Origin of the sequence: Erythrobacter sp. JK5 (assembly GCF_018205975.1) — a bacterium.
GTDB lineage: Bacteria > Pseudomonadota > Alphaproteobacteria > Sphingomonadales > Sphingomonadaceae > Erythrobacter.
Window position 1 is genome coordinate 1,129,795 of sequence record NZ_CP073577.1, and the last position, 12,467, is coordinate 1,142,261.

General features: G+C 63.7%; 13 protein-coding genes. 9 read left to right on the top strand and 4 right to left on the bottom strand.

What is annotated here, in order from left to right; genetic code table 11:
• The first annotated feature begins 17 nt into the window (after nt 1-17).
• The 4 genes from ilvC (at nt 18) to KDC96_RS05545 (ending at nt 3,706) form a co-directional block, all read left to right on the top strand.
• Entirely contained in the window at nt 18-1,037 is a 1,020-nt protein-coding gene (gene ilvC / locus KDC96_RS05530; RefSeq protein WP_212451378.1) for a ketol-acid reductoisomerase, read from the top strand.
• A 40-nt stretch (nt 1,038-1,077) separates the two neighbouring features.
• Complete coding sequence (locus tag KDC96_RS05535) at nt 1,078-1,431, top strand: DUF2200 domain-containing protein (RefSeq protein WP_212451380.1); 354 nt, start codon at nt 1,078-1,080, stop codon at nt 1,429-1,431.
• Nucleotides 1,432-1,496: 65 nt separating this feature from the next.
• Complete coding sequence (locus tag KDC96_RS05540) at nt 1,497-2,096, top strand: DUF4329 domain-containing protein (protein ID WP_212451382.1); 600 nt, start codon at nt 1,497-1,499, stop codon at nt 2,094-2,096.
• A 461-nt stretch (nt 2,097-2,557) separates the two neighbouring features.
• Nucleotides 2,558-3,706 (top strand): alpha-hydroxy acid oxidase, encoded by a 1,149-nt coding sequence (locus KDC96_RS05545; protein ID WP_212451384.1) that lies wholly within the window; start codon nt 2,558-2,560, stop codon nt 3,704-3,706.
• A 128-nt stretch (nt 3,707-3,834) separates the two neighbouring features.
• Here the strand turns inward: KDC96_RS05545 and KDC96_RS05550 are convergent, their stop codons facing one another.
• Nucleotides 3,835-4,389, bottom strand: coding sequence for a YHS domain-containing (seleno)protein (locus tag KDC96_RS05550; protein ID WP_212451386.1), 555 nt, complete (start codon nt 4,387-4,389; stop codon nt 3,835-3,837).
• A gap of 294 nt (nt 4,390-4,683) precedes the next feature.
• Here KDC96_RS05550 and leuA point away from each other — a divergent pair, with 294 nt between their 5' ends.
• The 5 genes from leuA (at nt 4,684) to KDC96_RS05575 (ending at nt 10,411) form a co-directional block, all read left to right on the top strand.
• Entirely contained in the window at nt 4,684-6,360 is a 1,677-nt protein-coding gene (gene leuA / locus KDC96_RS05555) for a 2-isopropylmalate synthase (RefSeq protein ID WP_212451388.1), read from the top strand.
• A 40-nt stretch (nt 6,361-6,400) separates the two neighbouring features.
• Nucleotides 6,401-7,450 (top strand): TIGR00341 family protein, encoded by a 1,050-nt coding sequence (locus KDC96_RS05560; RefSeq protein ID WP_212451390.1) that lies wholly within the window; start codon nt 6,401-6,403, stop codon nt 7,448-7,450.
• A gap of 72 nt (nt 7,451-7,522) precedes the next feature.
• Nucleotides 7,523-8,293: a DUF2189 domain-containing protein gene (locus KDC96_RS05565; RefSeq protein ID WP_212451392.1), complete on the top strand. Its 771-nt coding sequence runs from the start codon at nt 7,523-7,525 to the stop codon at nt 8,291-8,293.
• Nucleotides 8,294-8,320: 27 nt separating this feature from the next.
• Nucleotides 8,321-9,361 carry an amidohydrolase gene (locus KDC96_RS05570; RefSeq protein ID WP_212451394.1) on the top strand — a complete coding sequence of 347 codons (1,041 nt, stop codon included), beginning with the start codon at nt 8,321-8,323 and terminating at the stop codon, nt 9,359-9,361.
• Nucleotides 9,362-9,406: 45 nt separating this feature from the next.
• Nucleotides 9,407-10,411, top strand: a complete 1,005-nt coding sequence (locus tag KDC96_RS05575) for a nitronate monooxygenase family protein (protein WP_212451396.1) — start codon at nt 9,407-9,409, stop codon at nt 10,409-10,411.
• 4 nt (nt 10,412-10,415) lie between these two features.
• Here the strand turns inward: KDC96_RS05575 and KDC96_RS05580 are convergent, their stop codons facing one another.
• From KDC96_RS05580 to KDC96_RS05590, 3 genes are all read right to left on the bottom strand, one after another.
• Complete coding sequence (locus tag KDC96_RS05580) at nt 10,416-10,925, bottom strand: AHH domain-containing protein (RefSeq protein WP_212451398.1); 510 nt, start codon at nt 10,923-10,925, stop codon at nt 10,416-10,418.
• A gap of 48 nt (nt 10,926-10,973) precedes the next feature.
• Complete coding sequence (locus KDC96_RS05585; RefSeq protein ID WP_212451400.1) at nt 10,974-11,795, bottom strand: hypothetical protein; 822 nt, start codon at nt 11,793-11,795, stop codon at nt 10,974-10,976.
• Nucleotides 11,796-11,914: 119 nt separating this feature from the next.
• Nucleotides 11,915-12,412 carry a flavodoxin family protein gene (locus tag KDC96_RS05590; protein WP_371815533.1) on the bottom strand — a complete coding sequence of 166 codons (498 nt, stop codon included), beginning with the start codon at nt 12,410-12,412 and terminating at the stop codon, nt 11,915-11,917.
• Between the last annotated feature and the right edge of the window lie 55 nt (nt 12,413-12,467).

Consider the following 12,467-nt stretch of genomic DNA (forward strand, 5'->3'; position numbering starts at 1 on the left):
GGAAATAGGGAACACTGATGAAAGTCTATTACGATGCCGACGCTGATCTCGGCCTGATCAAGTCCAAGAAGATCGCCGTGCTTGGCTACGGATCGCAGGGCCATGCCCATGCGCAGAACCTGCGCGACAGCGGCGTCGCCGAGGTTGCGATTGCGCTGCGCGAAGGCTCCTCGACCCGCAAGAAGGCCGAGGATGCCGGGTTCAAGGTGCTGTCAAACACAGAAGCGGCGAAATGGGCCGATATCCTCATGATCCTCGCTCCCGACGAGCATCAGGCGGCAATCTGGGAGAATGACATTGCGGGCAACATGAAGCCGGGCAGCGCGCTCGCCTTCGCGCACGGCCTCAACATCCATTTCGGCCTGATCGAACCGCCCGCCGACATCGACGTCATCATGATCGCGCCCAAGGGCCCCGGCCACACCGTGCGCAGCGAATACCAGCGCGGCGGCGGCGTCCCCTGCCTGATCGCGGTCCACCAGGATGCAAGCGGAAGCGCGCACGACGTCGCCCTTGCCTATGCCAGCGGCGTCGGCGGCGGCCGCAGCGGCATCATCGAAACCAATTTCAAGGAAGAGTGCGAAACCGACCTGTTCGGCGAACAGGCTGTGCTGTGCGGCGGCATCACCCACCTGATCCAGGCCGGGTTCGAAACGCTGGTCGAAGCCGGATACGCGCCCGAAATGGCCTATTTCGAATGCCTCCACGAAACCAAGCTGATCGTCGACCTGCTGTATGAAGGCGGGATCGCCAACATGCGCTATTCGATTTCGAACACCGCGGAATATGGCGATATCACCACCGGCCCGCGGATCATCACCGACGAGACCAAGGCGGAGATGAAGCGCGTTCTCGCCGACATCACCAGCGGACGGTTCGTCAAGGATTTCGTGCTCGACAACCGCGCCGGGCAGCCCGAACTCAAGGCCGCGCGCAAGGCGGCTGAAGCGCATCCGATCGAAAAGACCGGTTCGGAGCTGCGCGCGATGATGCCGTGGATCGGAGCCAACAAGCTGGTCGACAAGTCGAAGAATTAGTAGTCTTCCCCCGCGCGATCGACGCGTGAGGAGGATGCACATGAGCAAGCCCTGGATCTACACCCAGCCCTTTGCCTCGATCTATCCGATGTATGTCGAGAAGGCCGAGAAAAAGGGCCGGGGTCGTTCGGAAGTCGACCGGGTGATCGGCTGGCTTACAGGCTACGACGAAGCAGCGATGAAGGCCGAGATCGAACGCAAGACCGATTGCGAAACCTTCTTCGACAAAGCGCCTGCACCCAATCCCAATCGTGAACTCATCACGGGCGTCGTCTGCGGCGTCAGGGTCGAAGACGTGGAAGAGCCGGTAATGCGCGAAATTCGCTATCTCGACAAACTCGTCGATGAGCTTGCCAAGGGCAAGGCAATGGAGAAGATTCTCCGCGAACCCTGACCCTTGGGGCCCGCGCCAACAAGCAGGTCGACATGTCGGAGAACTAGGCTATGCGACCAGGCGGCATGGAGACGTCCCGCAATACTGCCCTGATCTTCGGCGCGTGCGCAATCGCCTGGGTGGTGATCGTGGCACGGGCCTACACCAACGTGAAAGGGCCCGAAGACTTCGTCGTTACCGTGTCGCAGCCCGAAGTGCAGGCTTTCGCCCGCGACCAGCTCGGCGCGTTGCAAAAGCGGTCGTTCGCCGAGGATGTCGAACTGTGCGCGATCATCTTCGAGGACAGCGAAGGCAAACTCGGCAGCACCCCGGTGCGGGTCGGGGCCGAGGCGAGCTGCGACATCGCCTATTTCGACGAACCCGGCATGGCTCCCGTCGCCAGCTTTCACACGCATGGCTCGTTTGGCGAGGAATACGACAACGAAGTGCCCTCGCTGACCGATATTCAGAGCGATATCGGCAGCGGGATGGACGGCTATGTCTCGACCCCCGGTGGGCGGCTGTGGTGGATCGACTGGCGCGGCGAACGCGCGGTCGAAGTCTGCGGCGAAGGATGCCTGGAACAGGACCCCGATTATCGCCCATGCCCAGGCGACCGGATCAATCGCGAATTCTCTCTGACGCAGCTCGTCGCCCGGAACGACAGCGTCGCTGCCGATTGCTGATCGGTTTTTCAGATTCCCTCGCGCCACCGTTTGGTGCCTGCGGCAGCGCCAACACGCCGACAAGAAGAGATGTGACCGAGGGAATTAGGAGGACAAATCCCCCCGGCCACACCTCTAGAACGCGCCGTCAGGCTTTCGGCGCGCGAGCCGTGAACCTACGTACGACTGGCCGGGCTGTGGGCCTGTTCGGGCCATGATGCTGTTCCTCCAGAGCCAGCCGCGAGACGATCGTGCAGCGACCACCCGGCTGGTCATCGGGGTGGGGTCACAAGGGGGACTTGCCGGTGGGGGATTACCGGCAGATCATCCCGAGAGCTGCCAGATGGCCGCGCACATTCTGGAGTTCGCAGCGCCCGCCGGTTTGGTGACAGATCCTGCAAAAAATTTTCGAGACGTTCCGGAGATGCGAGAAAGGCCCGCTCTCGACAGGTTTCGCGCAATCGGTCACACGCGTCGCAGCGATGAAACTCCACGACTGTCACAGTATCGACGATTTCCGCCGGCTCGCGCGGGCGCGGCTGCCGTTCCCCGTGTTCGACTATATCGACGGCGCGGCAGATGACGAATTGACGAAGGCGCGCAACACCGCCGCCTACGACAGCGTCGATCTGGTGCCCGACGTGCTCGCCGGGGTGGAGACCATCGACACGTCCTGCACTATCCTTGGCCGCAAGAGCGCGCTGCCGCTGATGCTCTCGCCCACGGCAGTGCAGCGCGCGTTCCACTGGCAGGGCGAAACGGCGGTAGCGAAGGCTGCGGAGAAGTTCGGCCTGTGGTTCGGCATTTCCAGCCTCGCGACCCGCAGCATCGAGGATATCGCGGCGCTGACCGATGGCCCCAAGCTGTTCCAGCTCTACGTCCACAAGGACAGGGGGCTGAACACCCACATGATCGAACGATGTCAGGCGGCGGGATTCGACGCGCTCGCGCTGACGGTCGACACGATCGTATCGGGAAAGCGCGAGCGATGCCTGCGATCGGGCTTCACTACCCCGCCCCGCTTCACCCCGGCGAGCATGTGGAGCTACGCCACCCGCCCGCGCTGGACGCTCGATTACCTGTTTCGCGAAGCGTTCCGGCTGCCCAATCTGGACACGCATGTGAGGGAGGGATCGCGCAAAGCGGTGAGCATCGCGGAATATTTCAACACCATGCTCGACACGTCGATGGACTGGTCGACCGCCGCCGCGATCCGCGAGCAATGGGGCGGCACATTCGTGCTGAAGGGCGTCATGAGCGCAGGCGATGCGCGCCGCGCGGTCGAGCTAGGCGCGGATGCAATCATGCTGTCGAACCATGGCGGGCGGCAACTCGATGGCTCGCGCAGCCCGTTCGACCAGCTTCCCGAAATCGTCGATGCGGTCGGTGGCGAGATCGAGATCATCTGCGATGGCGGCGTGCGGCGCGGTACGCATGTGCTCAAGGCGCTGTGTTCGGGAGCGACCGCGGCGTCGGGTGGGCGGCTGTATCTCTACGCGCTCGCAGCGGCAGGTGAGGAAGGCGTCGAGCGAGCGCTCGGCATACTCAAGGACGAGATCGAGCGCGGGATGCGGTTGGCGGGCGTGACGCGGATCGATCAGCTGACCGAGGATCGTCTGCGACGGCGATGATTGTCACGATGCCAGATGCTGAGTGCATCATCCGCGACGCGCGCTGCATATAGACAAGAACCCCCGCCGCTGGCTCTGTGGCGGAGCTTCGCGACGGGGGCCCTGGTCAGCCTGAGGATTGCCTGGACCTAGTCCTGGAAATGTTCGTCGGGCGAATGGGTCGGATAGTTGACATCGCCCTTGGCGATGAAGCCGGGAATGTCCTTTTCCCAGCGGCCCTGAACGTCTTCGCTGAAATTCAGGTAGAGCGTGCCGTCGACGATTTCGTAGACGTTGGGATCGCCTGGCGCGAGCGCATCGTTTGCGCCGATCGCCCAGGCGCAATAGCCGCCGTAGGCCGGAGCGTACTTGGCCGGATCGGCGACAAACGTCTTCGCGTTGTCTTCGTTGGCGAAGCGGTAGTCGAAGCCTTCGTAGCGGACGGTATAATCGGCGACGCCTTCGACCGGAACGCCGTCCCCGGTGAAGTAGCTGACCACGTCGAAACCGCGCACGGCCAGCGTATCGCCCTTGGACTGGGTATAGATCGGGCCGGCCGGATCGCCGCCGAGATCGGCGTAAAGCGTGGTTTCCGCACCGGCTTCCACGGCGGCCGTCTGGTCGGCCTGGTCGGCGGTTTCGGCGGGGGCACTGCACGCGGCGGCAGTGGCAAGCAAGGCAATGGCAAACAGCGACTTCTTCATGATTTCCTCCTGGAACAAGATCGTTGCGGGGCAACGCCTCAGGGTTCGCGAATGGCGGACACAAGGTTACACAATTTTTTCGCGACGCGGTTCAACTCGCCGATTTCCGCTTTCGCCCCGGCTTGCCAAGCCGCGCGAATTGCGCAATGCAACGGGCATGACGGAACGCTTCGGATTGCTGCTACGACTTATTCGCCCTTGGGCGTGAGCGGCGGCGTGCGATTGGACGCGGCCTGACGCCCAAGGGTTCAGCCGCCACCAGACACCCCGAAACTTTCCGACGAGCCTTCTTTCATGCCCATGCTCACACAGCCTTCCCGAAAATACAGCGCCTTTCCGCAGGTGCCGCTGCCCGATCGGCAATGGCCGACGCGCACCATCACCGCCCCGCCCCGCTGGCTGTCGACCGATCTGCGCGACGGCAACCAGTCGATCATCGATCCGATGGACGGAGTGAAGAAGCGCCGGTTCTTCGATTTGCTGGTCGAAATCGGGGTGAAGGAGATCGAGATCGGCTTCCCCAGCGCGGGCGCGACCGAGTTCGATTTCATTTCGGGGCTGGTAACATCGGGCGCGATCCCGGACGATGTCACAGTGCAGGTGCTGACGCAGAGCCGCGAGGACCTGATCCGCACCTCGTTCAAAAGCCTCGCCGGAGCGCGCGCGGCGATCGTCCACCTCTACAACGCCGTCTCCCCCGCATGGCGCGATATCGTGTTCCGCATGTCGAAGGACGAGGTGCGCGAAATCGCCATTGCGGGAGCGAAAGTGATGCGCGACGAAGCAGCGAAGCGCCCCGACACCGAATGGCATTTCCAGTATTCGCCCGAGACCTTCTCCACCGCCGAGCTCGATTTCAGCATCGAGGTTTGCGCCGCGGTAATGGAAGTGCTCGCCCCGACCCCTGAAAAGCCGATCATCCTCAACCTTCCCGCGACGGTCGAGGCGGCCACGCCCAATATCTACGCCGACCAGATCGAATATTTCTGCCGCAACCTGCCGGGTCGCGAGGCGGCGGTCATCTCGCTCCACACCCACAACGATCGCGGCACCGGCGTAGCGGCGGCGGAACTCGGGCTCATGGCGGGCGCCGACCGGGTGGAAGGGTGCCTGTTCGGCAATGGTGAGCGCACCGGCAATTGCTGCCTCGTGACGATGGCGCTCAACATGTACACGCAGGGCATCGATCCGGGCCTCGATTTCTCGGATATCGACCGTGTGATCGAGACCGTCGAGTATTGCAACGACCTGCCGGTGCACCAACGCCACCCCTATGGCGGGGAGCTTGTTTTCACGGCGTTCTCCGGCAGCCATCAGGACGCGATCAAGAAGGGCTTCGAAGCACGCGACACGCAAAACGACGAAGGCTGGCGCGTGCCCTATCTCCCGATCGATCCAGCGGACCTGGGTCGCAATTACGAGGCGGTGATCCGCGTCAACTCGCAGTCCGGCAAAGGCGGCTTCGCTTGGGTGCTCGAACAGGATCAGGGCCTCAAGCTGCCCAAGCGGATGCAGGCCGATTTCTCGAAAGCGGTGCAGCGTCTTGCCGACGAATTGGGGCGCGAACTCAATGCAGCGGACATCTGGGCCGCATTCCAGCGCAACTACCACGTCCAGACGCCCGACAAGCATTTCCAGCTGGTCGATTACGAGGAAAGCCGCGCTTCGGACGGCACCCGCGTGTTCGTGGGCAAGATCGCGGTCGATGGGCAGGAACAGAGCGTGTCGGGGCGCGGCAACGGCCTGATCTCCAGCGTCGTGGCGACGCTCGAGGATACATTCGGCCTAGACCTGAAAGTGCTCGACTATACCGAGCACGCACTCGGATCGGGCCGCGACGCCCGCGCGGCGGCGTATCTGGAATGTGAAAGCGGCGGACACACGATCTGGGGCTGCGGCATCGACGAGGACGTGGCGACGGCCAGCGTTCGCGCGGTGCTGAGCGCGGCAAACAGCGCGTTGGCGGTCTGAGACTTCTCACGCCAGCGCTGTCGGCCTATGATCGGCGCCGATGACGGCGCGCCTGATCGAGATTTTCCTGCCCGAAAGCGAGGTCGAACGGCTCGAGTCCATCCTGGCGCGGCATTCGCGCAGGTTCTGGCGTGAAACCGTTCCCGGACGCGCCGAGAAATACACCTGTATCGTCCAGCAGAGATACACCGAGCGGTTGCTCGGCGATCTGCAAGCCGCTTACGGCGACAACCCAGATTTCACCGCGCGGATTTCCAGACTGGAAGCGGTGATCCCGCCCGTGCTCGAGACTGCTGATACCGAACTCCCCGCCCCCGACGAACTGCGCCCGCCGACCGCCATCGAACGGTTCTTCAGTCGCGATCGCATCAGCACCACCGAGCTTTACGAGGATATCGAAGAAAGCCTCCACATCACACCCACATTCCTGCTTACCGTTTTCCTGTCCTCGGTAATCGCCGCGCTGGGAATGCGCAGCGGACAGACGGCGGTGGTGATCGGGGCGATGGTCATCGCGCCGCTGCTGGGGCCGACAATGGGGATCGCCATCGCTGCCACGATCGGCGATCCGCGGCGCGGTGCCAAGGCGGCGACCGCGCTATGCGTGGGAAGCACGGTCGCGATCCTGGCCGGGGCATTGGTAGGCGCATTGGTCGATATCGACCTGACTGTATCGGAACTGCGCAACCGTTCGCTGGTCCAGCCCGCCGATATCGCGCTTGCGCTCGCCTGCGGCGCGGCGGGTGTGCTGGCGATGAGCAAGGCGGCCTCGCTATCGTTGGTCGGGGTGATGATCGCGGTCGCGCTAGTCCCGCCGCTCGCCGCGACGGGCATCTTTCTGGGCATTGGCGAATGGGTGCTGGCTGCCAATGCGCTGTTCCTGTTCACGATCAATTTCGTGTGTCTCAACGTAGCAGGGATCGTGATGTTTCTGGTCGAAGGGCTGCCGCCCAAGAGCTGGCGCGTCACCACCGGCCTGCTGTCAGCGTGGACCGCGATCCTCATCGTTCTGGCACTGGTTGCCGCCGGGCGATTGGTCTTCGGGCTCGGAACTCTGGAACGGATCGGGAGCCTGATGGTCTCAGGGTGACTTGACCCACCGCAAAGACGGGCACCGACCCGCGTGGTATGCTGCGCCATCCCCGGGAGAGGAGGAGCGTCGATGTCTACTCTGGATCAGGCTGCACCCGTCACGCCGCTAACCGCCACCGATCTTTCGCTCGCCGATCTGCGACCGGCGCTCGCAGCCGGATGGCGCGACTTTCTCGCCATGCCGCAATACGGCGCGTTCTTCGGCGGAGTCTATGTGCTGGCCGGGCTCACATTCGGCTATTTCGCCGTGGTCGGCGGCGAATTGTCATGGCTCATCCCCGCCATTGCGGGCTTCCCGCTGGTCGCCCCGTTCGTCGCGGTCGGTCTCTACGAGGCCAGCCGCCTGCGCGAAACGGGCGAGCCACGCACATGGGGCAAGGTGCTCGGAGCGCTGAGGGGACACGACGACGATCAGATCCTGAGCATGGGAGTGATCGTGTTCGTTGCCTTCGGCTTCTGGACGATCGTCGCGCATGCGGTGGTGGCCATCTTCATGAACGAAGCGGGTGCCGGATCGGAATCGCTCGCCTTCCTTACCACCGAGACCGGCCTAACCATGCTCGGCGTCGGCAGCGCGATCGGATCGGTCATGGCCTTCGGGTTCTACGCCATGACCGTCATCAGCCTGCCACTGCTGGTCGATCGACAGGCGAGCTTCCTTACCGCGATCATCGCCAGCTTCGCCGTCGTGCGCGACAACCTGTTCGTGATGGTGGTGTGGGCCTTCATCATTGCCGTCCTTCTCTTCATCGCGATGCTCCCGGCCTTCCTCGGTTTGCTTGTCGCTCTGCCCGTTCTAGGCCATGCAACGTGGCACCTGTATCGCCGAGCCGTGCACTGAGCGCGTTCCAGCCATGAAAGCGAGCCCATGAGCGAGACCATTCTCGAACCCGACCTGCCCATCATCGATCCGCACCATCACTTGTGGGACCTGCGCCCGATGCTGCCGATGTTTCCCGAGCCCCGGCACCACTTCATCGCGGGGCTGGTCGATAACGCTCATTACGGCTTCGACCAGCTGCACGCGCATCTTTCCGGCGGGCACAACATCGTCGCCACGGTCTTCATGGAATGCGGCGCGTTCTACAACGCCGCCTACGGCGAAACGAAGAAGGTCGTCGGCGAAGTCGAATATGTGAATGGCGTTGCGGCGCAATCGGCCAGCGGGATCTACGGCGATCTTCGCGCCTGTGCCGGCATAGTCGGCCACGCGGACCTGATGCTGGGCGGCGATGTGGCAGAGGTCCTTGACGCCCTGCAGGCTGCTTCCCCCCGGTTCCGCGGCATCCGCCACCAAGGGGCATGGGATGTCGATCCCGAAGTGCTCGGCCCTCCCTTCCACGCGCCGGAAGGCTTGTATCGCGAGGCGACCTTTCGCGAAGGCTTTGCCGAACTCGGCAAGCGTGGCCTCTCGTTCGACGCGTGGGTGCTCGAACCGCAATTGCCCGATGTCATCGACCTCGCGCGCGCTTTTCCCGATCAGCCGATCTGCCTCGATCACTGCGGCACCCCGCTCGGCGTCGCGAGCTACAGGGGCAAGCTGCACGAACGCTTCGACACCTGGCGGCGCAATATCCGTGAACTCGCGCAGTGCGAGAATGTGCAGGTCAAGCTCGGCGGGCTCGCTATGGCATTTTGCGCCCTTCCGGAGGAAGGCCCGGCCGCCGGAACGACATCCGAACACCTGGCTGGGCTGTGGCGCCCCTATATCGAAACCTGCATCGACGCGTTCGGCCCGAAGCGGGCGATGTTCGAGAGCAACTACCCGGTCGACTACTGGGGCGCGGACTATCAGGTTCTGTGGAATGCGTTCAAGCATCTGACCCACGGGGCGAGTTCGGACGAGAAGGCGGCGCTCTATGCCGGGAACGCGGCACGGTTCTATCGCATTGAAGAGGTGCTTGCGTAGTTGCAAACTGCAACTTACCGCGCGATTTGATCTCAGGAGACCTCAATGCCGCTTCCCGCCCCGTTCGACCGTTTGCGCCTGCCGCTGATCGGATCGCCGCTGTTCATTGTGTCCGGTCCAGAGCTGGTGATCGCGCAGTGCAAGGCGGGAATTATCGGCAGTTTCCCGGCGCTCAACGCCCGCCCGCAGCCGCTGCTCGACGAATGGCTGCACCAGATCACCGAGGAACTCGCCAAGCACAACCGCGAGCACCCCGATCGCCCGGCTGCGCCGTTCGCGGTCAACCAGATCATCCACAAGACCAACGACCGGGTAGAAGCCGACATGGCGACCTGCGAGAAATGGCAGGTGCCGATGATCATCACCTCGCTCGGCGCGCGGACCGAGGTTTTCGATGCGGTGCGCAATTGGGGCGGGATCACGATGCACGACGTGATCAACAACCGCTTCGCCAACAAGGCGATCGAAAAGGGTGCGGACGGTCTGATCCCGGTCGCAGCCGGTGCCGGTGGACATGCGGGCGCGTTGTCGCCCTTCGCTCTGATGCAGGAAATCCGCGAGTGGTTCGACGGGCTCGTGGCGCTCTCCGGCTCGATCGCGCACGGCGCCTCGATCCTCGCTGCGCAGGCGATGCGCGCCGATTTCGCCTATTCGGGCAGCGCCTTCATCGCGACCGAGGAAGCCAACGCGGACCAGGCCTACAAGCAGGGCATTGTCGAAGGCGATGCGAGCGGGATCGTCTACACCAACCTGTTCACCGGGGTGCACGGCAATTACCTGCGCAGCTCGATCGAAAAGGCCGGGCTCGATCCCGACGATCTGCCCGTAAGCGACCCGTCGAAGATGAACTTCGGCAGCGGCGGCAACACCAAGGCCAAGGCCTGGAAGGACATCTGGGGTTCGGGCCAGGGGGTCGGCGCGGTCAAGTCGGTCGGCAGTGTGGAGGATCTGGTCGCGCGGATGGAACGCGAATACCACGAGGCAAAAATGCGGGTGCTGGCAAACGCGAACTACACGCCGTGGACCGCGCTGGCCGAGGCTGCGGAGTAGCTTTTCAGGTCGCGACCCACAAGGCTTCGGCCATCGCGTCGAGTTCTGCAAAGTCGAAACCCGCGCCGAGCGGGTCCTTGCGGTTGAGGATGATCCGGCGTCGCTGATGGAGCAGGCGGCGACGCAGCGCGGTCTGGAGCAGGAATAGCCGCATCAGCGCCTCTTCCCCCGCAGCCTCGGCATCGCGACGGCGCGATTGCTGCCATCGCTCCTCGACCCGGCCGACCCACTCGATCACGATCTCGTTGTAACGGCGGTGCGGCCCGCGGTGCAGCGGCATCCCGGTGCGGATCGTCGCGGCTTCGGTGGCGGGCAGCAGCAACCCGTTGGCGCGAAAATCGTCGAACCCCACCTGCTCGCGACCCAGCTCCGCAAACATGGGGCCGAAACAGCGCTGGCCCAGCAATTGCCTCGGCAGCAGATGGTGACGCTGAAACGACGGATCGTGATCGGGTGCTCCAGCCCGGTTGACATGGCGAAACGGGATTGCTGCGCGTCGATGCGCGGCCGCCATCGCCGATCCGATGCAAGTGCTTTCGATGCTGCGCCCCCGAACCATCCGCTATTCGCGCCACACCCTTATGAATTTGCGGTTGCGCGAAGGACGCATGACCAGCTGCGTCCCGTCGGGAGCGATGATCCGTTCGGCCTCGGCGAGCCCACCCACGATCACCAGCTGATTGACGATGCGAACGCCCAGGCGGGTCGCGGCGACCTTGTCGGTGGAAAGCGGCGGTTCGATGCGCAATTCCTGCCCGATCCAGTATTCCAGCCCGACGCTTTGCAACGCCCCGTCGATCGTCTCGCGGAAGGCGGTAAGGCCAAGCGCAGGAAACGCGCCGCCTTCAAGCCAGGCGGTGGCGACCGATTCGAAGAACCGTCGTCCGATCACGCTCCTCGCCGGAGGCCAGACGATGGCCGCGAGATCCTCGAAATGGTGCGTCAGGTCGCGGGCTAGCGCGATCAGCCCCTTCATCACCGGCATGCTCGCCTCGCCGCCGGCGAGATGCTGCCCGGGTTGAAGCCGCAGGGTTTCCAACCGGAATGCTCCGGGCGTGCGATCGAGGTCGAAGCGATGTTCGAACTCGGGAAAATCGCAGGGCTCGCCCGGGGCAAGACCGTGGAGATCGAAGGTCAGCCCCTCGTGCAGCAACTCGAGCCAGACCGTGCCGTTCGCTTCGGGTCCGGTCTCGATCGGATGTTGCACCTCGCCGTCCGCCGCAACCAGATGGAGCGGAGACGATTGCGAAGGATCATGCGAAATCGACGCGGATCGCTGTGCTTCGGTGAACTGCCTGATTGCCGCGCGGGTCGGTCGCTTGCCCGCCGCGAACAGCAGGAGCATCCCCTTCGCATCGGCATGCTGCGATTGATCGATGGTCAAAGACCCCTCTTAGCCCCGCGGTTCCCTGTCCGGACCCTCGAAGCGAGACCTTGACCTGATTCGCAGCCAGCGTCGAGTCCCGATTTTTGACGGTTTGCCCCTTGAACTTTCAGTAAGGGCTAGAATACCCCCAGCGTTAACCCCTCGGCTAACGCCAGGCCCATTTCCCGGCATGCTTTCAGGGTGTTATCGGGAACCCGCTTGGGCGCCAGTATGGCCTCGGGAGTCTGCGCCGCGAAATTGACGATCATCGGGTCGGCCACCCGCTTTAGCCGCCATCCGGTGGCAATCCGATCGAGCTGCCGCTGGGCTCCCTCACCGTCGGATCCGGCAGCGATGATCGAAGCGTACGGCCGCCCCTCGATCCTGCCCAGCACGGGATAGTACGTGCGGTCGAACATCTCCTTCATCGCCCCGCTCATGGTCGCCAGATTCTCCGGACATACGAACAGGTAGCCCGCCGCCGCGATCAGGATTTCGGCAGTGACATCCTCGCACCGCAGCAACAGCGCGTTGTCGCCTGCAGCGGCGGCCTGCGCCATCTGCTCGCTCGCGCCGGTGCGGCTGTGCCAGGCAACCAGCAAGGTGTGAGGAGGCAGCGCAGGTGACATGGCCATCGAGCATGCAAGGCGCCTGTCGATTGTCAATCCCGGCACCTGTTGCGCAGCGTAG